General features: G+C 67.3%; 21 protein-coding genes. 6 read left to right on the top strand and 15 right to left on the bottom strand.

Annotated elements, in window-relative coordinates; translation table 11 throughout:
- Nucleotides 1-53: 53 nt before the first annotated feature.
- The 4 genes from acnA to dut form a co-directional block, all read right to left on the bottom strand.
- The gene (acnA, locus tag EJL01_RS00630) at nt 54-2,750 is read right to left on the bottom strand and encodes an aconitate hydratase AcnA (protein ID WP_413229345.1); all 2,697 of its coding nucleotides are present in this window, start codon (nt 2,748-2,750) and stop codon (nt 54-56) included.
- 73 nt (nt 2,751-2,823) lie between these two features.
- The gene (locus EJL01_RS00625) at nt 2,824-3,585 is read right to left on the bottom strand and encodes a DUF3159 domain-containing protein (RefSeq protein WP_125105802.1); all 762 of its coding nucleotides are present in this window, start codon (nt 3,583-3,585) and stop codon (nt 2,824-2,826) included.
- Between the two features lie 15 nt (nt 3,586-3,600).
- On the bottom strand, nt 3,601-4,347 hold the full coding sequence (locus EJL01_RS00620) for a DUF3710 domain-containing protein (protein ID WP_235988237.1): 747 nt from the start codon (nt 4,345-4,347) through the stop codon (nt 3,601-3,603).
- Complete coding sequence (gene dut, locus EJL01_RS00615; protein ID WP_125105801.1) at nt 4,334-4,816, bottom strand: dUTP diphosphatase; 483 nt, start codon at nt 4,814-4,816, stop codon at nt 4,334-4,336. Before dut ends, EJL01_RS00620 begins: the two co-directional genes overlap by 14 nt.
- A gap of 90 nt (nt 4,817-4,906) precedes the next feature.
- Here dut and EJL01_RS00610 point away from each other — a divergent pair, with 90 nt between their 5' ends.
- On the top strand, nt 4,907-5,365 hold the full coding sequence (locus tag EJL01_RS00610) for a DUF3093 domain-containing protein (protein ID WP_241209064.1): 459 nt from the start codon (nt 4,907-4,909) through the stop codon (nt 5,363-5,365).
- A 24-nt stretch (nt 5,366-5,389) separates the two neighbouring features.
- On the opposite strand, the gene EJL01_RS00605 is transcribed toward EJL01_RS00610, so the two are convergent.
- On the bottom strand, nt 5,390-5,686 hold the full coding sequence (locus EJL01_RS00605) for a DUF4193 domain-containing protein (RefSeq protein WP_125105800.1): 297 nt from the start codon (nt 5,684-5,686) through the stop codon (nt 5,390-5,392).
- 192 nt (nt 5,687-5,878) lie between these two features.
- Between EJL01_RS00605 and sepH the strand changes: the two genes are divergently transcribed.
- The gene (sepH, locus tag EJL01_RS00600; RefSeq protein ID WP_125105799.1) at nt 5,879-6,940 is read left to right on the top strand and encodes a septation protein SepH; all 1,062 of its coding nucleotides are present in this window, start codon (nt 5,879-5,881) and stop codon (nt 6,938-6,940) included.
- Nucleotides 6,941-6,962: 22 nt separating this feature from the next.
- Here the strand turns inward: sepH and EJL01_RS00595 are convergent, their stop codons facing one another.
- Nucleotides 6,963-8,102, bottom strand: a complete 1,140-nt coding sequence (locus EJL01_RS00595; RefSeq protein WP_125105798.1) for an alkaline phosphatase family protein — start codon at nt 8,100-8,102, stop codon at nt 6,963-6,965.
- A 76-nt stretch (nt 8,103-8,178) separates the two neighbouring features.
- Here EJL01_RS00595 and EJL01_RS00590 point away from each other — a divergent pair, with 76 nt between their 5' ends.
- Nucleotides 8,179-10,641: a DNA gyrase/topoisomerase IV subunit A gene (locus EJL01_RS00590; protein WP_125105797.1), complete on the top strand. Its 2,463-nt coding sequence runs from the start codon at nt 8,179-8,181 to the stop codon at nt 10,639-10,641.
- Between the two features lie 10 nt (nt 10,642-10,651).
- Here EJL01_RS00590 and EJL01_RS00585 read toward each other — a convergent pair whose 3' ends face one another.
- The 6 genes from EJL01_RS00585 to paaA are packed head-to-tail and all read right to left on the bottom strand — an operon-like array spanning nt 10,652 to nt 15,366.
- Nucleotides 10,652-11,434 carry an enoyl-CoA hydratase/isomerase family protein gene (locus EJL01_RS00585; protein WP_125105796.1) on the bottom strand — a complete coding sequence of 261 codons (783 nt, stop codon included), beginning with the start codon at nt 11,432-11,434 and terminating at the stop codon, nt 10,652-10,654.
- A 10-nt stretch (nt 11,435-11,444) separates the two neighbouring features.
- Nucleotides 11,445-12,584 carry a 1,2-phenylacetyl-CoA epoxidase subunit PaaE gene (gene paaE, locus EJL01_RS00580; RefSeq protein WP_125107330.1) on the bottom strand — a complete coding sequence of 380 codons (1,140 nt, stop codon included), beginning with the start codon at nt 12,582-12,584 and terminating at the stop codon, nt 11,445-11,447.
- A 53-nt stretch (nt 12,585-12,637) separates the two neighbouring features.
- Nucleotides 12,638-13,174, bottom strand: coding sequence for a 1,2-phenylacetyl-CoA epoxidase subunit PaaD (gene paaD, locus EJL01_RS00575; protein WP_125105795.1), 537 nt, complete (start codon nt 13,172-13,174; stop codon nt 12,638-12,640).
- Between the two features lie 8 nt (nt 13,175-13,182).
- Nucleotides 13,183-14,010, bottom strand: coding sequence for a 1,2-phenylacetyl-CoA epoxidase subunit PaaC (paaC, locus tag EJL01_RS00570; RefSeq protein WP_125105794.1), 828 nt, complete (start codon nt 14,008-14,010; stop codon nt 13,183-13,185).
- A complete protein-coding gene (gene paaB / locus EJL01_RS00565; protein ID WP_125105793.1) occupies nt 14,007-14,324 on the bottom strand; it encodes a 1,2-phenylacetyl-CoA epoxidase subunit PaaB in 318 nt (105 codons plus the stop codon). Before paaB ends, paaC begins: the two co-directional genes overlap by 4 nt.
- Before the next feature lie 58 nt (nt 14,325-14,382).
- Nucleotides 14,383-15,366 (bottom strand): 1,2-phenylacetyl-CoA epoxidase subunit PaaA, encoded by a 984-nt coding sequence (gene paaA, locus EJL01_RS00560; protein ID WP_428831904.1) that lies wholly within the window; start codon nt 15,364-15,366, stop codon nt 14,383-14,385.
- Between the two features lie 173 nt (nt 15,367-15,539).
- Here paaA and EJL01_RS00555 point away from each other — a divergent pair, with 173 nt between their 5' ends.
- The 3 genes from EJL01_RS00555 (at nt 15,540) to EJL01_RS00545 (ending at nt 18,131) form a co-directional block, all read left to right on the top strand.
- Nucleotides 15,540-16,022, top strand: a complete 483-nt coding sequence (locus EJL01_RS00555; RefSeq protein ID WP_125105792.1) for a PaaI family thioesterase — start codon at nt 15,540-15,542, stop codon at nt 16,020-16,022.
- A 95-nt stretch (nt 16,023-16,117) separates the two neighbouring features.
- Nucleotides 16,118-17,422 (top strand): AMP-binding protein, encoded by a 1,305-nt coding sequence (locus EJL01_RS00550; RefSeq protein ID WP_125107328.1) that lies wholly within the window; start codon nt 16,118-16,120, stop codon nt 17,420-17,422.
- Nucleotides 17,423-17,513: 91 nt separating this feature from the next.
- Entirely contained in the window at nt 17,514-18,131 is a 618-nt protein-coding gene (locus EJL01_RS00545) for a TetR/AcrR family transcriptional regulator (RefSeq protein WP_125105791.1), read from the top strand.
- A 15-nt stretch (nt 18,132-18,146) separates the two neighbouring features.
- Here EJL01_RS00545 and paaZ read toward each other — a convergent pair whose 3' ends face one another.
- Genes paaZ through EJL01_RS00530 form a run of 3 tightly spaced genes read right to left on the bottom strand, consistent with a single transcriptional unit; the run spans nt 18,147 to nt 21,964 of the window.
- A complete protein-coding gene (gene paaZ / locus EJL01_RS00540; RefSeq protein WP_125105790.1) occupies nt 18,147-20,252 on the bottom strand; it encodes a phenylacetic acid degradation bifunctional protein PaaZ in 2,106 nt (701 codons plus the stop codon).
- A gap of 42 nt (nt 20,253-20,294) precedes the next feature.
- A complete protein-coding gene (locus EJL01_RS00535) occupies nt 20,295-21,149 on the bottom strand; it encodes a 3-hydroxyacyl-CoA dehydrogenase family protein (protein ID WP_125105789.1) in 855 nt (284 codons plus the stop codon).
- Entirely contained in the window at nt 21,146-21,964 is an 819-nt protein-coding gene (locus tag EJL01_RS00530) for an enoyl-CoA hydratase/isomerase family protein (protein ID WP_125105788.1), read from the bottom strand. The genes EJL01_RS00535 and EJL01_RS00530 overlap by 4 nt, the downstream gene beginning before the upstream one ends.
- Nucleotides 21,965-21,966 lie beyond the last annotated feature (2 nt).

Raw genomic sequence — 21,966 nt, 5'->3', positions numbered from 1 at the left:
ACCGCGTCGGCGGGCAGCCCTTAAGGCTACCCGCCGACGCGGTCTGCGGTGAACTACTTGTTCGCGACGAGCGAGCGCAGCACGTACTGCAGGATGCCACCGTTGCGGTAGTAGTCGGCTTCACCGGGCGTGTCGATGCGCACGACGGCGTCGAACTCGACCGGCTCGCGACCGGCCTCCGAGTTCTCGGTCGGGGTTGCCACGACGTGCACGGTCTTCGGGGTCGTGCCGTTGTTCAGCTCTTCGAGGCCCGTGATCGAGAACGACTCGGTGCCGTCGAGGCCGAGCGATGCGGCCGACTCGCCAGCAGGGAACTGCAGCGGCACAACGCCCATGCCGATGAGGTTCGAGCGGTGGATGCGCTCGTAGCTCTCGACGATGACCGCGCGAACGCCGAGCAGGCTGGTGCCCTTAGCAGCCCAGTCACGCGACGAGCCCGAACCGTACTCCTTGCCGCCGAGCACGACGAGCGGAGTGCCCTGCGCGGCGTAGTTCTGCGCCGCGTCGTAGATGAACGACTGCGGGCCGTCGGTCTGCGTGAAGTCGCGGGTGTAGCCGCCCTCGACGCCATCGAGGAGCTGGTTCTTCAGGCGAATGTTCGCGAAGGTACCGCGAATCATGACCTCGTGGTTACCGCGGCGCGAGCCGTAGGAGTTGAAGTCACGACGCTCCACACCGTGCTCGGTGAGGTACTGACCTGCCGGGCTCGCGGCCGGGATCGAACCCGCGGGCGAGATGTGGTCGGTCGTGGTCGAGTCGCCGAGCTTGACGAGCACGCGGGCATCGGTGATGTCGGCCACCGGGGTGAGCTCAAGCGTCATGCCGTCGAAGTACGTGGGCTTGCGCACGTAGGTCGACTCCGAGTCCCACTCGAAGGTCGAGCCGGCCGGGGTCGGCAGCGAACGCCAGCGGTCGTCACCCTCGAAGACCGAGGCGTACTCGTTCGTGTACATCTCAGTGTCGATCGACTCGTCGATTACCTGCTGCACCTCGGCCGCGTCGGGCCAGATGTCGGCGAGGAAGACGTCCTTGCCGTCCGAGTCCTGGCCGAGCGGCTGGTTCTCGAAGTCGAAGTCCATCGAGCCGGCGAGGGCGTAGGCCACGACGAGCGGCGGCGACGCGAGGTAGTTCATCTTCACGTCGGGGTTGATGCGACCCTCGAAGTTGCGGTTACCCGACAGCACCGCCGTGATGGCGAGGTCGTTGTCGTTAATGGCCTCCGAGATCGGCTGATCGAGCGGGCCCGAGTTACCGATGCAGGTGGTGCAGCCGTAGCCGACAAGGTAGAAGCCGAGGTCGTCGAGGTACTTCGTGAGACCCGACTTGTCGTAGTAGTTCGTGACGACCTTCGAGCCCGGTGCGAGCGTGGTCTTCACCCACGGCTTCGACTGCAGGCCCTTCTCGACCGCATTACGGGCGAGAATGCCCGCGGCCATCATGACCGAGGGGTTCGAGGTGTTCGTGCACGAGGTGATCGCGGCGATGCCGACGTGGCCGTGGTCGAGCTCGAACTCGGCACCGTTGTTGCTGACGGTGACGGGCTTCGAGGCCTCCGAAGCGTAGTTGTTCAGGTCGCTCTCGAACTGCGTCTTCGCGTTGTCGAGCTCGATGCGGTCCTGCGGGCGGCGGGGGCCGGCGATCGACGCGACGACGGTCGAGAGGTCGAGCTCGAGGTACTCCGAGAAGTTCGGCTCGTTGGCGGCGTCGTGCCAGAGCGTCTGCTCCTTGGCGTACGCCTCAACGAGCTTGACCTGCTCTTCCGAGCGGCCGGTGAAGCGGAGGTAGTTCAGCGTCTCGTCGTCGATCGGGAAGACCGCGGCGGTCGAACCGAACTCGGGCGACATGTTGCCGATGGTGGCGCGGTTCGCGAGCGGTACCTGGCCGACGCCCTCACCGTAGAACTCGACAAACTTGCCGACGACGCCGTGCTGGCGCAGCATGTCGGTGATCGTGAGCACGACGTCGGTCGCGGTCACGCCGGTGGGGATCGAGCCGTTGAGCTTGAAGCCGACGACCTTGGGGATGAGCATCGACACGGGCTGGCCGAGCATCGCGGCCTCGGCCTCGATGCCGCCAACGCCCCAGCCGAGCACGCCGAGACCGTTCACCATGGTGGTGTGCGAGTCGGTGCCGACGAGGGTGTCGGGGTAGGCCTGCTTGACGCCGTCGACCTCGCGCACGAAGGCGACGCGCGCCAGGTATTCGATGTTCACCTGGTGCACGATGCCGGTTCCCGGGGGGACGACCATGAAGTCGTCGAAGGCACCCTGGCCCCAGCGGAGGAATTGGTAGCGCTCACCGTTGCGCTGGTACTCGATCTCGACGTTGCGCTCGAAGGCGTCGTCGCTACCGAAGAGCTCGGCGATAACCGAGTGGTCGATCACGAGCTCGGCGGGTGCGAGCGGGTTGATCGTTTCGGGGTTGCCGCCAAGGTCCTTCACGGCCTCGCGCATGGTGGCAAGGTCGACGATGCAGGGCACACCGGTGAAGTCCTGCATCACCACGCGGGCCGGGGTGAACTGGATCTCGGTGTTCGGCTCGGCCGAGGCATCCCACGAGCCGAGTGCCTGGATCTGCTCGGCCGTCACGTTCGCGCCATCTTCGGTGCGAAGGAGGTTCTCGAGCAGCACCTTGAGGCTGAAAGGCAGCTTCTCGTAGCCGGCAACCTTGTCGATGCGGAAAATCTCGTAATCCGTGCCCTCGACGCTCAGAACGTCTTTGGCGCCGAAACTATTGATAGCAGTCACGATGCTCCTAATCTTTGACTTGCCGGAAGATATCTCGACTTAGAGAGATCTTACCGTATTTGCGGGTGCGACGAGTTCATTCGTCGGCCAGGTTCTGCTTAGGTTCGCCTGACTTGGCGGGGTCGGATGCGGTTTGGTATACGGCGCGAACAAAGAGCACAGTGAGCACGATCACGAGCGCGAACAGGGGCGCCCCCATGACCAAACGGGCAACCCCGAGGGCCTCGACGGCGCCAGCAAAATAGAGCGGCAACTGCACCGCGAGGCGAGCCAGGAAAAACACGACCCAGACGCCAGTCGCCAACTGCATCCACCACATCAGCCGCCGCGAGGCGCGCCACTTGGTGCCGTCGCCAAACAGGAAACCCGAGATGACGCCGATGATCGGCCAGCGGACGAGCATCGAGAGCAACAGCCCGGCCGCGTAGGCACCGTTGGTCCAGAACCCGACAACGAAATACTGCGCACCCTCGCCACTGCGCAGCGCGAGGAACCCCGAGACGACGAGCCCGAGCAGGCCGCCGACCGCGGATGCGGCCGGCTCGCGGCGCACCAGGCGCACGATCACGAATGCGAGACCGATCACGGCGGGCACGCCCACCGAGAGCCAGAGGTCCTGCGTGAGCACGTAGAGCACGAGGAACGCGATCCCCGGCAGCAGCGCCTCGACGAGGCCGCGCCAGCCGCCCATCGCGGTGAGCAGCGCTGCCGACATCGAGTCGGTCTCGGCGACGCGCCCGAGCGCCGAGTTGCGCGCGGCGGCGCCAAACTTCTGCTGCAGTTCGTCGCCGCTCGGGCCCTCAGCCGCCGTGTCGCGCTCGCGCGGTTCGTCGCTCATGTCGTCACTGTTCCGTTAGGCCTGAAGCTTGCGCTTCGCCGCCTGCGCGGCGGCCTGCTTCTGCATTTGCTCGGCCATCGCCTTCGGCACCGTGAGCTCGAGCAGGTCGCGGGGCGGCGCAGCACGGCCGCCACGCACCACGATGACGCCGCGGAACAGCGCGAGCATCTCTTCGAGCTTCTCGTCATCGCGGGTCGCGGCACCGCTCACGACACCGCGGAGGAACCACCGCGGGCCGTCGACACCGTAGAAGAAGGCGCCGCGGCGCGGCGCGGCGCCCTTCTGGTTCGCCACCTGTGGCAAGAATGTGTGCAGCGCCGTACCGAGATCCGACTCGACCTCGGTCACCTCGCCACCCTGCTGCGTGACGGTCGTCTTGAGCTTGCTGCGCACATCCGCCCAGATGCCCGACGAGCGCGGAGCGGCGAACGCCTGCACCTGCAGCGTCGAGCCGTTGAGGTCGAGTGCAACGGCGATGACCCGGCGCGTCTTCTCGAGAAACTCGAGGCGCAGCGCGAGCCCCTCGCGGGCAGGGATGCGCAGGGCGCCAAAGTCGATGTAGCCGCTCGGGTTCGTCGCGGCGTCGGCCTCAGACTCGTCGTAGGGGCCCTCCTCAGCACGGTCGGCCGGGGCCTCCTTCTCGAATTCCTCGGGCTCCACCTCGTCGGTCTCGGCGTCGACCTCGAGCTCGTCATCCTCGACGACGAGCTTCTCCGCTTTCGGCACATCCTCCTGCTTGCGGAACATGTCAAACAGACCCATTCACGGGCTCCTCTCCTGCCTGCGTCGCGGTCGCGCCGTGCGCGTATCCGCTCGAGCCGAATCCTGCTTCCCCGCGCTCACCCTCGGGCAACACATCCACCTGCGAGAACACGACGGTGGGAATCGGCACTACTAGTAGCTGGGCGATGCGGTCGCCCACGTTGATCGTGTACGGCTCGCGAGCATCTGTATTCAGCAGCGAAACCTTGAGCTCGCCACGATATCCCGCGTCGATGACGCCCGGCGCATTCACGATCGTGATGCCATGCTTCGCGGCGAGACCCGAGCGTGGTGCGACGAGTCCGACCGTACCGGTCGGCAGCGCGATCGCGGTGCCGGTGCCAACGAGCGCGCGCTCGCCCGGTTGCAAGGTCAGCTCCTCGGCCGAGAGCAAATCGGCGCCAGCGTCGTTCGGATTCGCCCGGTAAGGCCGGGTACCGGTAAAGGGGATGTCGTAGTGGCCACTCACGCTACGTAGGCTAGTCGACCGGGGAAAGCTCTAATGAATCGAGCACCGAGAACTCAGGAATCCACGCGGTGACGGTGATTGCATAGCAGGGTGAATTACCGCGAACGAGTCTCCCCGTCCCTCTGGATGTACATCGCCGGGGCACTCATTGTGCCGGCGATGATCGTGGTATTTCTGCCGATCAACACCCTCGTCGGCGTGATCCTCGGTATCGCCCTGTACGGCGGGTACGTCGCCTTTCTCGTCAGCAGCTCCCCCGTCATCGAGGTCAGCGACGCGACCCTGCGCGTCGGCGCCGCCCAGATTCCGCTGCGCCATGTCGGCGCCGTCACCGCCAACGAGACCGTGCCAGCGGCCCGCCACGCAGCGGGTCCAGGCCTGGATGCGCGGGCATGGACGAGCCTGCGCGGCTGGGTCCGCACGAGCGTGCGCGTCGAGATCACCGACGAGCGCGACCCGATCCCTTACTGGCTGTTCTCGACCCGCCGCCCCAAGGAGCTTGCGAAGGCGCTGGATGCGGCAGTGGCTCAGCTTCCGAAGCGAAGCTGAGCCACTGAGCGCGCGGGCGGTGAGTTAGCCGGCGCAGTCCTTACAGACCGGGTTGCCCTGCGTCGAGTGCGACGAGAGCTGCGAGCGGTGCTTGATGAGGAAGCACTCCATACAGGTGAACTCGTCGGCCTGCGGCGGAATCACGACGGTCTCAAGCTCAATATCACTGAGATCGCTGTCCGACAGGTCAAACCCGTGAACACCATCACCCTGGTCGATGTCGACATTCGCGGAAGCCGAGGCGGGTACTCGTTCCTTCAGCGCTTCGATCGAGTCGGTGTCTTCTTCTGTTTTACGAGGGGCATCGTAGTCAGTTGCCATTACCATCCAATAGCTCAAGAACGTGGCAGGGAAACACCCCTGCTGGCGCGCAATTATGCACGACATTTGCAGCCCGCGCAACGCGACCTTGGGCGGAACTCGCTGAGAGCGAATATTTCGGCGGCGCGCGAGCCATTTGCCGCACTCTTTCGGGCTTATCTGTGAAGCTTTTTGGCGATAGAGGAGGCTCAAATGCAGGAACTGCGGTTCGTCAGCGTCGAGGACGGCTGGATGCTCGCCACCAACGAAAACGGTGACCGATTCCGCCTTCGTGTCGACGACACGCTGCAGGCCGCACTCCGGCCGCAACGCCAGGTGCGCAGCGCCGGCCCGAAGGTGCCGCCACGTGAGATCCAGCAGCTGATTCGCGCCGGCCACACGGTCGACGAGGTCGTGGCCGAGACCGGCGCCGACCGTGAGACGGTCGAGCGCTTCGAGGCGCCGATCATTGCTGAGCGCGGCTACATCGTCGAACAGGCGCGAGGGGTGCCGGTGCGACTACAGCAGCAGGTTGACCCGCTCTCGAGCGAGGCCACGAGCTTCGGCGTCGCGATCGACGCGCGCCTCGAGCAGCTCGAGGCACGGCAGGTGCGCTGGGATGCCTGGCGCGACCCCGAGACCGGCTGGCACGTTGGCCTCAACTTCGTCACGGGCGACGTCGAGCGCCACGCGCTGTGGAAGTTCGACACGAAGGGCCACGCGCTGCGCCCCGACTCCCCCGCGGCCGTCACGCTGTCGCAGCAGGGCGAGGTGCAGGGCATGCGCGGGCCGCACCTGCGCGCTGTCGCCCACGAGCATCCCGAGGGCGTGATTCCCGTCGCTGAGAAGGACGCCCCCGCGGCGCCCGAAGCGAGCGAGGCCACGAGCTCGGCCACGACCTACGAGACCGCCGACCTGCTCGAGCAGCTGCGCCGCCGCCGCGGCGAGCGCCAGCACACGGTCTACGACGAGATGGCCGAGTACCAGGACGACGACGAGCTCGTCATCGACGGCCCGGCCGACGCGTCCGAGCCACAGGCGCGCGTGACGCCGTTCGCGGCCGCGAGCGCGCAGCCCGACGAGTCGCCGGCGGAGCCCGAGGCTGAGGTCGACCCCGAGCACGATCCGGTCGCGCTCGACGACGACGCGAACCAGCTCGACCTCGCGGTCGACGAGGCCGAGCAGGCACCGTCGCAGTCGCGCAAACGCACCGGCGCGCGCCCGGCGATGCCGACGTGGGACGAAATCGTCTTCGGTACTCGCACTGACGACTAGCGCCGACTCGCGCGCGAGTCGGCTAGCGCACGAAGGCCCCGAGGCGTACGAGCGGCACCGTTGTCTCTTCCGGTGTGACCGAGCCGTGCTGGCCGATCATTTGGCGCATGCTCGCGGGCATGGGGCGCACGTAGTACGAGACATCGCCGACGGCCGCGAGCACGACGTCGCCAATGCGGTCGAACACCTCTGGGTCGACATCGTCGCCGTACCAGCCGCGCGCGATCGCCTCGTCGCGGGTGAGCGCGACGGCGAGGTCGCCCTCGGCCGCTCGCAACCGGCTCGCGAGCACCTCGCGGTCGAGGTCGGTGGCGTCGTCGGGCAGGTAGATGTGCCGCAGCCGCGGCTCCCCCGCGACGGCAACCACGTCGCTCGGCAAAGCGTCGTCAATGTCGCGCTGTCGCTCGCGAGCGACATCGACCATGCCGTGGTCGGCGAGCAGCAGAATGCCGATGTCGTCGGGTACGAGCTCGAGCAGGCGGTCGATCGACGCATCGAGCTCCTCGAGCCGGGCCGTCCACGCATCCGACTCCCAGCCCTGCGAGTGGCCCGTCTGGTCGAGCTCGGCGTGGTACAGGTAAATGAGCGGATGCGCGAGCTCGCGCGCCGCCTGCGCGGCCACCTCACTGCGCTCGCGCATCGTCTCGGCACCGAGGTAGTCGGCGCCGCGCAGGCTCGCGAGTGTGAGCCCGGAGTCACGGTAATCCTCGACCGAAACGACAACGGGGCTCGCGCCACGAACCGTCTCGAACACGGTGTCGCGCAGCTGCCAAGTGTCGGGCGGCATGTTCGTTCCCCAGCCCGAGAGCTGGTTCAGGTACATGCGCTGCTCGCGGTCCCACACCGAGTACGCGACCATGCCGTGGTCACCAGCCCGGCTCGCGGTCGTGAGCGAGGTGATGCCCGAGACCGTGGTTGAGGGGAAGCTTTGCGCGGTGCCGTCGTTCCAGGCACGCGTGATCGTGCGCGCATGCCCCGAGCGGGCCCGGAGCTGATGCGCCCCGAGGCCGTCCACGAGGATGACGATGGCGCCGCGAACTTCGGGGAGGTCGAGCCGCCCCGTCGCGTCGGGCGACGGCACGCCCATCGCGGCAAGGCAATCCGGCAACACGTCGGCGAGGAGCGGCTGATCACCCGGTGATTCCACTAACGTAAACGGCATCTGAGTATCTTTTCACACTCGCAATGCCCGGCCGGAACGCCGTTTTGGCGTGCGACAAGGCAGGTGGATGCAACAAATGGCGACGGGCGCAAACGGCGAACGCATTGAAGACGTTGACGTCTCGGGCGAGATGCAGGGGTCGTACCTCGAGTACGCCTACTCCGTCATCTACTCTCGCGCGCTGCCCGACGCCCGCGACGGCCTCAAGCCCGTGCAGCGGCGCATCCTCTACCAGATGACCGAGATGGGTCTGCGCCCCGACCGCGGGCATGTGAAGTCGGCCCGCGTCGTCGGCGACGTCATGGGCAAGCTGCACCCCCACGGCGACTCGGCGATCTACGACGCGCTCGTGCGCCTCGCGCAGCCGTTCGTGCAGCGGGTCCCGCTCGTCGACGGCCACGGCAACTTCGGCTCGCTCGACGACGGCCCCGCCGCGCCCCGCTACACCGAGGCCCGCCTCACCGCCGCGGCCCTTGCTCTCACAGACTCGCTCGACGAAGACGTCGTCGACTTCGTGCCGAACTACGACAACTCGCTGCAGCAGCCGGAGGTGCTGCCCTCGGCGTGGCCGAACCTGCTCGTCAACGGCGCCTCGGGCATCGCCGTGGGCATGGCGACGAATATGGCGCCGCACAACCTCGGCGAGGTGATCGCGGCCGCGCGGCACCTGCTCGCGCATCCCGACGCCACGCTCGAGGACCTCATGGAGCACGTGCCCGGCCCTGATCTGCCGGGCGGTGCCCGCATCGTCGGCCTCGACGGTGTACGCGACGCCTACGCGAACGGGCGTGGCTCGTTCACCATGCGCGCGACGGCATCGATCGAGCACGTCACCGCCCGCCGCCTCGGCATCGTCGTCTCCGAGCTTCCGTACCTCGTTGGCCCTGAGAAGGTCATCGAAAAGATCAAGCAGGGCGTGCAGTCCAAGAAGCTTGCCGGCATCTCGCAGGTCACCGACCTCACCGACCGCAAGTCGGGCCTCAAGCTCGTCATCGAGCTGAAGACGGGATTTGCACCCGAGGCCGTGCTCGAACAGCTCTACCGGCACACCCCGCTCGAAGATTCCTTCCACATCAACAACGTCGCGATTGTCGACACCGCGCCGAAGACGCTCGGCCTACGCGAGATGCTCGACGTGTATCTCAAGCACCGCATCAGCGCGGTGCGGCGCCGCAGCCAGTTCCGCTTGAACAAGCACAAGGACCGTCTGCACCTCGTCGACGGCCTGCTCATCGCGCTCGTCGACATCGATGAGGTCATCGAGATCATCCGGTCGTCCGACGACGCTGAGGCCGCCCGGAGCCGGCTCATGCTCGTCTTCGACCTTTCGGAACGCCAGGCCGAATACATCCTCGAGTTGCGCCTGCGTCGCCTCACGAAGTTCTCGCGCATCGAGCTCGAGACCGAAGCCGACGAGCTGCGACGCAAGATTGCCGACCTCGAGGCGCTCCTCGCCGACGAGCAGTTGCTGCGCCAGGCCGTCAGCCAGGAACTCAGCGACACGTCTGACCAGTTTGCGACGCCGCGCCGCACCGTGCTCATCGCCGACGACACCGAGATTCGGGCGGCAAAGCAGAGCGCGAAGTCGGGCGAGGCGTCGCTGCAGTCGAGCGACGACCCGACCCGCGTCATCTTCTCGGCGAGCGGACGCATCCTGCGCGTCAACGTGGCCGAGGGCGAGACGTTCGTGCGCCCGAAGCGCCGCACGAAGCACGACGCGATCCTCGCCGAGATCGCGACCACCACGCTGAGCGACATCGGTGCCGTAACGAACCGCGGCATCGTCTACCGCATGACCGCCGTCTCGCTGCCCGCCTCGCCGGCTAGCTCAGTGCTGCTCACCGGTGGCGTCATGGCGCGCGACTACTTCGGCATCACCGACAAGGCAGAGCGAATCGTGGGCCTCGTGCCGTTGAGCGTATCGACGCCGCTCGCCATTGGCACCCGCAACGGCGTCGTCAAGCGTGTGAACCCCGCCGAATGGGGCAAGCAGCACGAGCTCTCGGCCATCGCGCTCAAGGGTGATGACGAGGTGGTGGGCGCCGCCCGGGCCGACGACGCGGACGACCTTGTGTTCGTCACGTCCGACGCCCAGCTGCTGCGGTTCGAGGCGTCGAACGTGCGTCCGCAAGGGATCGGCGCCGGCGGCATGGCCGGCGTGCGGCTCAGCGACGGCGCGCGGGTCATCGGTTTCTCGGTCGTTACCTCGGCGCAGCGCGACGACGCGGTCGTCGTGACCATCGCCGAGCCACCGAGCGACGAAGCGCTGTTCGCCGACGTCGAGGGCAGCGCGAAGGTCACCCCGCTCGCCGAGTACCCGACCAAGGGCCGCGGCACCGGCGGCGTGCGCGCGCAGCGCTTCGTGCGCGGCGAATCGGCCCTTGCGATCGGCTGGGTCGGCCCAGGCCCCGCGCACGCGAATGCGAAGGACGGCGCGATTCGTCAGCTGCCCGAGCTGGTCGCCCGCCGGGATGCGTCGGGCACCAAGCTCGAGGGCACGGTCGCGTACGTGGGTCGCGCGATGGGCCAACCCGCCTAGGCGGGGCCGGTCAGCGGCCTGTGAATGTGGGCTTGCGCTTCTGCTGGAACGAGGCGAAGCCCTCGCGATAGTCTTCGGTCGCGCAGAGGTCTGCCTGCGCGTGGTTCTCGGCCGACATCGACTTCCACAGGCCAACTCGCTGATCGCGGATTTGCTGCACAAGCTCCTTCGAGGCGTTGAACGCGAGCCTGGCTCCCGAGGCCGCCTTCGCCGCGCGCACGCGCGTGAATTCGAGCAGTTCATCGTCGGCGACCCAGCGGCTAAACAGCCCCTGATCGACCGCCTCGCGGCCGCTCATGAACTCGGCCGTGTAGATGAGGTCGAGCGTGCGATGCGGCCCGAGGCGCTCCGTGAACAGCCAGTGCCCGCCCGAGTCAAGCGTCGCCCCGAGGTTCGCAAACGGCGAACCAAGCTTCGCCCGTTCGGCGACGTAAACGACGTCGCACGCGAGCGCGAGCCCGAGCCCGACCCCGAGGCAGGCGCCTTGCACCGCCGCGAATGTCGGCGCGGGAAACTCGCTGAGCGCGCGCATGACCGTCTCGACGCCACCCTCGAGATAGCCGATCACGTCGTCCTCGGCGGGGTCGACGCCCGAGATGTCGCGGCCAGCGCAGAATGCGCGGCCCTCGCCTCGCAGCACCAGCGCTCCAATCTCGCCCGAGTCGACGGCCGAGGCCGCCGCTCGAATCGCCGTCGCGAGCTCCTCAAGGTCGCCGAAGCCGAGCGAGTTGAGCCGCTCGGGCGCATCCAGGACAATCTCAATCACCCGGTCGGTCACCTGGGTCGTAATCACGGCGTGCCTCCTAGGCGTCGAAGTCCACCGCGACGCGATCGCTCGTCGGTCGCGACTGGCAGGTCAGTACGTAGCCGCGCTCGACGTCGTCGGCCTCGAGCGCGTAGTTCTCGGCCATGTCGACGGTGCCCTCGGTGACTTTCGCGCGGCAGGTGCCGCAGACCCCGCCGGCGCAGGCGAAAGGCACGTCGGCGCGCACGCGCAGCGCCGCGTTGAGCACCGTCTCGCGGGCGGTCTTCGGCGACTTCACGTCGCCGGTCAGGCCGTCGAGCTGGAAGCTGATCTCGAAGTTCTCGCCCTCGGGGTCGACCTCGACCGGTCGCCCGGCGCTGCCCTGGGCGCCCTCGCCCGGCTGGCCGGTCGAGAACAGTTCGAAGCGCACCTTCGCGGCCGGCACATTGCGGCCATCCAGCTCGTCGCGGATGAGCTGCACGAGTTCGAACGGCCCGCAGAGGAACCACTCGTCGACCTTGTCGACATCGATGAGGTGCGTGAAGATCTGTTCGAGGCGGTCGGCGTCGATGCGCCCCGAGTAGATCGGCGCCTGGCGCTGCTCGCGCGAGAGCACGTGGTGAATCGCGAGCCGCGACGGGTAGCGGTCCTTGAGGTCAGCGAGCTCCTCGAGGAACATCACCTCGCTCGCGGAACGGTTCGCGTAAATCAGGTCGAGCGTCGTCTCAGGATGCGCGAGCAGGGTCTTCGCGATCGCGAGGATGGGCGTGATGCCCGAGCCGGCTGCGGCCGCCACGAAATGCGTGCGCCCCGCCGCGAGCGCCTCGCCCGAAACGGCCTCGGCATCGTTCATGCCGGTGAGCCGGTGCTGCGAGATGAACGCACCCTGCGGACTCATCACCTCGAGCGTCTCCCCCGCCTTGAGGTCTTCGTTCGCCCAGGTCGAGAAGACGCCGCCGAGGTCTTTCTTGATGCCGACCTTGAGCACACCCGGGGTGGGCGCCTCGCAGATCGAATAGCTGCGGCGGATCTCGGTGCCGTCGATCTCGGTGCGCAGCGCCACGTACTGGCCCGCCACATAGTCGTATTCGTCCTGCAGTTCGGCGGGCACGGCGAAGCTCACCTCGACCGCGCTGTCAGTAAGCCTGCGCACCTGCGACACCTCGAGTGGGTGAAACGTCGCACGACGCTTGCCCATGCCAGAGCCTTCGCCGGCCGATGAGTCGGATTTGTTCAGATTCGTAGCAGTCACTAGTGCACCTTGAAGTAATCGAAGGGCTCCTTGCATTCGGCGCACTGATACAGCGCCTTGCAGGAGGTGGAGCCGAAGCGGCTGAGTTCGTTGGTCTGGATGGACCCGCAGCGAGGGCAGCGTACCGAGAGCGAGAGGCGAGTCGCGCCGCGCTGCGCGCCGACGGCCGAGCGGCCGGAGGGCGGCGCGATGCCGTACTCCTCGAGCTTGCGCTTGCCCTCGTCGGTAATCCAGTCGGTGCTCCAGGCCGGCGCGAGCACGAGCACAACCTCGGGGTCGGCGTAGCCGGCCGACTCGAGCGCGTGCAGGAGGTCCTGCTTAATCGTGCCCATCGCCGGGCAGCCCGAGTACGTCGGCGTGATGATCACCTGCGCCGTGCCGTCGTCGGCGACGAGCGCATCGCGGAGGATGCCGAGGTCGTCGATCGTGAGCACGGGAATCTCCGGATCGGCAACCTGCGCGGCGACGTCCCACACCGCACCCGCCCGGGCGTCGCTGGGCCGCGTCGACGTGTGGGGATGCACCTGCGTGTTCATGCCCCCACCTACCAGCTCGCGCCAGGGTGCTTCCGTGCCAGCACCTGCATCTCGGCGAGGAGGTAACCGAGCGACTCGCGGTGCTCGCCGCGGCGGCCTCCGGTGAGGGCCTGGGGCACCTCGGGCAGCGTCAGGCCGGCCTCCGCAAGCACCGAGTTCACGCGCGACATGACGGGCTCGCGCAGCTCGGACGGGCGCGGCGCGATGCCGTCGAGGCGATCGTACAGCTCCTCGTCTTCGAACAGCTCGTCGAGGTAGGGCGCGATGTGCTCGAGCCCGGCCTGCAGGCGCGCGTTCGCATCTTCAGTACCGATGCCGAGTCGCAGCGTCCACTGCTCGGCGTGGTCGACGTGGTAGTCGTACTCCTTCGCGGCCTTCTGTGCGATGGCCGAGAGAATCTCATCCTGCGACTGCGACAGACGGGTGAACAGCTCGAAGCCGTAGTGTGCCCACACCAGCTGGCGGGCGATGGTGCGGCCGAAGTCTTCGCTCTCGAGCTCGACGAGGTGGAGGCTGCGGAACTCCTCTTCCTCGCGGAAGTAGGCGAGGTCATCCTCGCTCTTGCCCCACGCGCTGCCCGCGTAGGTGAGCAGCACGCGCGCGTGACCGAGCAGGTCGAGCGCAATGTTGCTCAGCGCGATGTCCTCCTCGAGCTCGGGCGCGCGGGCAACCCACCAGAGGTTGCGCTGCGCGAGGATCAGCGCGTCGTCGCCGAGGCGAAGCGCGTACTGAGCGACATCCTCGCTCGCCTTGACGTCGCGCTGGATGAGCTCCTCGCTCGTGAGCGCGTAGCCGGCCGAGATGAGGGTCGCGGAATCGAAACCCGAGCCGCTCACAGGTGCTTCACCCCTTCGGACTTCGTGTAGTAGGTCGCGTGGCGAAAGCTCTTGCCCTGCGACGACTCAAAGTAGGAGTCCTTGTGGTCGGGGTCGCTCGCGGTGATGTCGGTGCTGCGCACCACCCAGAGCGAAACGCCCTCGTTGCGACGGGTGTACAGGTCGCGCGCGTTGCGCAGAGCCATATGTTCGTCGGGCGCGTGCAGCGAGCCGGCGTGTACATGGCTCAGGCCACGCGACGAACGGACGAACACTTCCCAGAGCGGCCACTCGTTGCGGCCCGCGGGCTGAACGGATTCGGTCGTTTCGGACATTTCACACTCTCCATCGAGTCGTCGCGGTGCTCCACCGCAACGAGAAAACTAGTACGGGCTACGCCACGCGGGTGGCGACGTCGGCCTGCTTCGCGGCGTAGGCCGCGGCAGCCTCGCGCACCCAGGCGCCGTTCTCGTGCGCCTCCTTGCGGCGGGCGAGACGCTGCGCGTTCGCGGGGCCATGCCCCTTGATGACGTCGAAGAACTCGGTCCAGTCGAGCTCGCCGAAGTCGTAGTGGCCGCGCTCTTCGTTCCACTTGAGCTCGGGGTCGGGCAGCGTGAGGCCGAGCGCCTCGGCCTGCGGCACGATCATGTCGACGAAGCGCTGGCGCAGCACGTCGTTCGAGAAGCGCTTGATGTTCCAGTCCATCGACTGCTGCGAGTTCGGCGACTGGTCGTCGGGCGGGCCGAACATCTGCAGCGCGGGGCCGTAGAGGCGGTTCACGGCCTCCTGCGCCATCTGCTTCTGCGCGGGCGTGCCGTTCGAGAGCGAGTAGAGGATCTCCCAGCCCTGGCGCTGGTGGAACGACTCTTCCTTGCAGATGCGCACCATCGCGCGGCCGTACGGTCCGTACGAGCAGCGGCACAGCGGCACCTGGTTGCAGATCGCGGCACCGTCGACGAGCCAGCCGATCGCGCCCATGTCGGCCCAGGTGCGGGCCGGATAGTTGAAGATCGACGAGTACTTCGCCTTGCCCGAGATGAGCTGCTCGGTCATGACGTCGCGCGGAGTGCCGAGCGTCTCAGCGGCCGAGTAGAGGTAGAGGCCGTGGCCGGCCTCGTCCTGCACCTTGGCGGTGAGAATCGCCTTGCGCTTCAGCGACGGGGCTCGGGTGATCCAGTTCGCCTCGGGCTGCATGCCGATGATCTCGGAGTGCGCATGCTGGGCCATCTGGCGCGTGAGGGTCTTGCGGTAGGCGTCGGGCATCCAGTCGGCCGGCTCGACGCGCGTGTCGTCGGCGATGAGCTGGTCAAAGTACGCCTGCGCCCGCTCGAGGTCGAGTTCGTCGCGGCCGGGCAGCTCGGTCACATTGTTCGTCACTGTGTGTCTCCTTCGACTTGGCGGTGGCCGCGTGGGCGCACGCGACTACACGTCAGCAATTACAGAACGTGCGTTCAGTATATGTGTTCCACTCGAAAGGTCAAGCAACCGACTCTCAGCGATATTTCGAATTTTCTGTAAGACTGTTCAGGAATTCACGAAGGAGTGAACCCATGACCCAGGCACCGTCGCCGACCACCAGGAATTCCGCTGTCGAATCCACCCCCACGTTCGACGAGCTCGCATCCTCCCACCGCATCCTGCAGGACGATTTTGCGAGCAAGTGGATGGGCATTCGCGTGCGCTCGTACGCGCCCGGCAAGGTCGAGATCGAGATGGAGCTTCGCCAGGAGATGCTCAACGGATTTGGCATCGCCCACGGTGGCATGGTGTTCGCGTTCGCCGACACGGCGTTCGCTCTCGCGTGCAATCCACCCGAGGACGACGGCACCATCACGGTCGCGCAGGGAGTCGACATCAACTTCCTCCGCCAAGCGACGCAGGGGCAAACCCTCACCGCTCGCGCCGAGATGCAGCACCAGGCCCGAAGCGGCATCTGCGACATCGAAATCTTCGCGCAGAGCCCCGACGACACCGAGGCACAACGCATCGCCCTCTTCCGCGGCCGCTGCCGGACCATCCGCAAGCCCGAGTAGCCACCGACTCCACTCCCCCACCAATCGATCTGAGAAGGCAACGATTTCCCGTGGACCAGAAATTTGATCTCGACACGCTCGACCCCGAAGAGCAGATGAGCCGTGAGGAGCTCGACGCACTGCAGCTCGAGCGCCTCAAGTGGACCGTGCGTCACGCGTACGAGAACGTGCCGATGTACCGCAAGAAGTTCGACGAGGCCGGCGTCACCCCCGACGATCTGCAGGAGCTTGCCGACCTCGCGAAGTTCCCGTTCACGACGAAGGAAGATCTCCGCGAGAACTACCCGTTCGGCACCTTCGCCGTGCCGATGGAGCAGGTGCGCCGTGTGCACGCATCGTCGGGCACGACCGGGCGCCCAACCGTGGTCGGCTACACCGAGGGCGACCTCGACCGCTGGGCCCGCGCCGTCGCCCGCGTCATGCGACTCGCCGGTGCCCGGAAGGGCGACATCGTCCATAACGCCTACGGCTACGGCCTGTTCACCGGCGGTCTCGGCGCCCACGCCGGCATCGAAGCGGCCGGCCTTACGGTCGTGCCGATGTCGGGCGGCCAGACCTCGCGCCAGATTCAGATGATTCGGGACTTCACGCCACGCATCATCATGTGTACACCCTCGTATCTGCTGACGATCCTCGACGAGATGCATCAGCAGGGCCTCGATGCCCGCGACACCTCGCTCGAGATCGCGATCCTCGGCGCCGAGCCGTGGAGCGAGCAGATGCGCGCCGAGATCGAGCGCGGCTTCGACCTCAAGACCATCGACATCTACGGCCTGTCGGAGCTCATGGGTCCCGGCATGGCGGGCGAGTCGGTCGAGCATCAAGACGGTGCGACGATCTGGGAGGATCTCTTCCGCCCCGAGATCGTCGACAAGGACGACCTCACGAAGGTGCTGCCAGACGGTGAGATCGGTGAGCTCGTGTTCACCTCGCTCACCAAAGAAGCCATGCCGATCATCCGCTACCGCACGAAGGACCTTTCGACGCTGCTGCCAGGCGACGCCCGCCCGAACATGCGCCGCATGAAGAAGGTCGCAACCCGCACCGACGACATGATCATCCTGCGCGGCGTGAATATGTTCCCGTCGCAGATCGAGGAGCTCGCGCTCGGCCAGCGCGCGCTCAGCCCGTACTACCACCTCGAGCTCACGCGCCCGAAGCGGATGGACGAGCTCACGGTCGTGATCGAGCGTCGCCCCGAGTTCACCATGGCTGAGGCCCAGGCCTGCGGCGAGCACCTGCGCCAGGACATCAAGATCCGCATCGGCTCCTCGGTGCGCATCCACATCGTCGACCCGAACACCGTCGCCCGTTCCGAGGGCAAAGCGAAGCGCATTTTCGACTACCGCGACCGGCCGCAGTCGGAGCTACCCGACCACTACCGCCCGCTCACGCGCTAACGCGACCACCGCATCCGGGACCCGCCACACCAGCGGGTCCCGTTTGCGTACGTGCCCGTCGCTCCCATTCCCGCCTAGGATTGCCCCAGACATGAGTATCTCCAGCACCAAGCCCGACGCGCCCCGCCGCGGCCGCCCCGGCAACGATCGCGACGACGTCATTTCAGCGGCCGTGCGCCTGTTCAACGAGCACGGCTACGAGGCCACGACGATCGGCATGATCGCCGACCAGCTCGGTGTCTCGAAGTCGGCGATCTACCACCACGTGCGCAGCAAGGAAGAACTGCTCGCCGCCGCGCTCGACCATGCCATGGGCGCGCTCGAGGCCGTGCTCGACGACCCGCAGGCCGTGACCGGCGACGTTGTTGACCGGCTCGAGTTCGTCATGCGCGGCACCGTCACGGTACTAACAGGGGAGCTCGCCGAGGTGACCCTACTGCTGCGGCTGCGCGGCAACACCGAGCTCGAGCGCCGCGTGCTCGAGCGCCGACGCCACTTCGACCGCGCGGTCGCCCAACTGATGCAGGACGTGGCCGACGAAGAGAACATTCGCGCCGACATCGACCCTCGCGCGGCGACACGGCTCGTCTTCGGCATGATCAACTCGATCACCGAGTGGTACCGCACCGACGGCCCGCTCAACGGACAGGCCCTGGGCGACCTCGTCGTGCGGTTGGTCTTCCAGGGCCTGCGTGCGCGAAGCTCATAGCTTCGCGCACGTCGCCTAGCCGAGCGCCTGTTCCTCGCGCTTCGCGACGAGGGTGAGCACGTCGTAGGTTGCGACGAGCTCGTCGTCTTGGTTGCGGAGCACCGCATCCCACACGACCTCGGCGTAGTCCTCGGTCTCACGCGGGGTGATGCGCTTCGCCGTGAGCTCGACGCGCACCGAGTCATCGACGCCGACCGGGGTGATGAACCGCAGCCGCTCCATGCCGTAGTTCGCGTAGACGGCGCTGCGACCGGGAGCGACAAAGAGGCCGGCTGCCCAGCTGATGAGCAGGTAGCCGTGCGCGACGATGCCTGGGAAGAACGGGTTCGCCTCGGCCGCCTCCGCATTGGTGTGTGCGTAGAAGATGTCGCCGGTCGTGTTCGCGAAATCGGTGATCTCCTGCAGCGTCGCCTGGCGCAGCTCCGACACGAACGCATCGCCGAGGCGCAGCGTCTCGAGCGACTTGCGGAACGGATGCACCGCCCCGTTCTCGCCCTCGGGCGTGCCGCCGTAGCTCGGCGCGCCGACACGCTGCTGGGCCGCGCCGGTGTGCCACTGGCCTGTCACCGCGGTGAGCAGATCGGGCGAGCCTTGGATCGCACTGCGCTGCATGTAGTGGAAGATCGAGCGCACGCCGCCGAGCTCTTCGCCGCCACCGGCGCGGCCCGGGCCGCCGTGCACGAGGTGCGGCATCGGCGAGCCGTGCCCGGTCGAGGTCTTCGCCGTCGTGCGGTTGAGCAGGTGCACGCGACCGTGGTAGCCCGCGATGCCGGTGGTCAGCGTGCGTGCCACCTCGGGGTCGTTCGTCGCAATCGTCGCAACGAGCGAGCCCGCGCCGAGCGCAGCGAGTTCGACGGCCTCGTCGAGCGTGTCGTAGCCCGTGACCGAGGTGACCGGCCCGAACGCCTCGGTCGCGTGGAGTGCCTCCGCGCGGTTGTCATCCCACTTGAGCACGACCGGCGACATGAAGGCCGCAGTGGCCTCCTCATCGCGCTCGTTCGAGCCGTAGACGATTTCGCCGCCGCCCGAGATCAGGCGGTCGACCGCATCCTGCACGTCGTGCAGTTGCTCGAGCGACGCGAGCGCGCCCATCGTCGTACCCTCGGCGCGGGGGTCGCCCACGCGGACCTTCTCGTCGAGGCGCTGCGCGATCGCGTTGATGACCGGCTCGACAAGCGCGTTCGGCACAATCACGCGACGAATCGCGGTGCACTTCTGCCCCGCCTTCGCCTGCACCTCGGTCACCACAGAACGGACGAACGACTCGAATTCGGGCGAGTCGGCCGTCGCGTCGTCGCCGAGGATCGCCGCGTTGAGCGAGTCGGCCTCGGCGTTGAAGCGCAGGCCTCCCTCGGCAACGTTCGGGTGCTGTCGCAGCTTGTCAGCCGTCGACTTCGAGCCCGTGAAGGCGACGGAATCGCGGAAGTCGAGGTGGTCGAGCAGCTCACGAGCCGAGCCCGAGACGAGCTGCAGCGAACCGTCGGGCAGCAGCCCGGACTCGACCATGATGCGCACGCAGGCTTCGGTGATGTACCCCGTTGGCGTCGCGGGCTTCACGATCGACGGCACGCCCGCGATGAACGCCGGGGCGAACTTCTCGAGCATGCCCCAGACGGGGAAGTTAAAGGCGTTGATCTCGGCGGTGATGCCGGGCGTGCGGGCGTAGATGTGCTCGCCGACGAAGGAGCCGTCTTTCGACAGCTGCTCGAGCTGCCCGTCGATGACGACATTCGAGTTCGGCAGCTCGCGTCGTGCCTTCGAGCTCATCGTGAAGAGCACGCCGATACCGCCGTCGATGTCGATGAAGTTGTCGACCTTGGTCGAACCGCTGCGCATCGAGAGTTCGTAGAGCTCGGGTTTGCGCTCGGTGAGCAGCAGCGCGAGCTGCTTCAGGATCATCGCTCGCTGGTGAATCGTGAACGCGCCAAGCCCGGCCCGACCGACCGTGCGCGCGTACTCCACCACCTCGGCGAGGTCGAGGCCGTCGGTCGAGACCTGCGCGATCACGTCACCCGTCGCGGCATCCCGCACGAGCTGCCCGGCGGTTTCGCCGGACGGCGTCCACCATTCACCGCGCACGTAGCTCGGCACAAAGTCGATGGTGTTGCTGACCCGGGTCATGGTTGCTGTGTCCTCTCCGCGGCGGCGACGGTGCCGACGCGCCTAATTCCAGTCGTAGAAGCCGCGGCCGCTCTTGCGGCCGAGTTCGCCGCGAGCCACCTTGTCGCGCAGCAGCTGCGGCGGGGCGAAGCGCTCGCCGAGGTGCTCGGCGAGGTACTCGGCGATGCCGAGGCGCACGTCGAGGCCAACGATGTCGGTCGTCTTCAGTGGCCCCTGCGGGTGCTTGTACCCGAGCTCCATCGCGGCGTCGATGTCCTCGGCGCTCGCGACGCCCTCCTCGACCATGCGGATGGCCTCGAGTGCAATCGCGACGCCGAGGCGCGACGAGGCGAAGCCGGGCGAGTCCCGCACGACGACCGGCGTCTTGCCGAGCGCGCGCACCCACTCGGGCGCCGCCTCGCGTAGCGCCGCCGACGTGGCCGAGGCGATAACGACCTCGATCAGCGTCGACGCGGGCACCGGGTTGAAGAAGTGCAGCCCGAGGAACTGCTCGGGGCGCTTGAGTTCGGCCGCGAGGCAGTCGAGCGAGATCGACGAGGTGTTTGACGCGAGCGTCGCGTCGGCGCGCAGTTGCGCCTCGGCCGCGCGCAGCGCATCCCGCTTCACCGCGAAGTCTTCAAACACCGCCTCGACGACCAGGTCGCGGTCGGCGAGCGCCGAGTAGTCGACCGCCGTGCGGAGCCGCGCGGCCGTGACCTCGGCGTCGAGCTCAAATCCACGCTGGATCGACTTCGCGACGCTCTCGACCACGCGATCGTGCGCCGCTGCAGCGGCGGCCTCGTCGCGCTCAAGTACGACGACGTCGGCGCCGTTGATGAGGAAGGCGTGGGCGATGCCGGCGCCCATGCGCCCGCCGCCGATGACGCCAACGCGGGCGGGAAGCACGGATGTGCTCATGACTTGCTCTCCTTGCTCTCGTTTTCGGCCGCACTGGCAGCTCGCTTCGCCTCGCGTCGGTCGAGGAAGGCCTGCATGCGATCGAACTTCTGCTGCGATTCGAACAGCATGCCCTGGGCGAGCGTGTCGACGACCGGGTGGGCCTCACGAGGTAGGTGAAAGACCGACTTCGAGATGCGCACCGCGAGCGGGTCTTGCTTCACGATGCGGTCGGCCAGCACGTTCGCCGCGTTGAGCAGCGACTCGGCCTCGTGCACCTCGGTGATGAGATGGCAGGCGAGCGCTTCGTCAGCGCCGAGCTGACGTCCCGCGAGCAGGATCTCCTTCGCGAGTGGCTCCCCCACGAGTTCCTTGAGCCGCCAGGTGGCGCCCGCCGCGGCCATGATGCCGAGCGCGGTCTCGGGGTTGCCAAGCTTCACATTGGGGGTCGCGATGCGGAAGTCCGCCGCGTACGCGAGCTCCGCTCCGCCGCCCAGGGCGTAGCCCTCGATCGCGGCGATGACCGGCATCGGCAGCTTCGCGATGCGGTCGAAGATCGTCGAGTTGATGCCCGCGAGGGCATCGTCGCGGCGACGCTCGCGCAGCTGCGCGATGTCGGCGCCCGAGGCAAAGATGCCGTTGGCGCCGGTGATGATGAGGATGCGTGGCTCGCGCTCGAGCTCGCCGCACAGGACGTGCAGCTCATCGACCATCTGCTGGTCAATCGCGTTGCGGGTGGGCGCGTGGTCGAGGGTCACGATGACGCGGTCGGCGGCAACGTCGACGCGAAGCCGTTCGAATGCGGCCGCGCGCGCGACGAGGTCGGAAATCGTCATGG

It is taken from the genome of Gulosibacter massiliensis, from assembly GCF_900626105.1.
GTDB lineage: Bacteria > Actinomycetota > Actinomycetes > Actinomycetales > Microbacteriaceae > Gulosibacter > Gulosibacter sediminis.
This window is presented reverse-complemented; position numbering and strand designations above follow the sequence as displayed.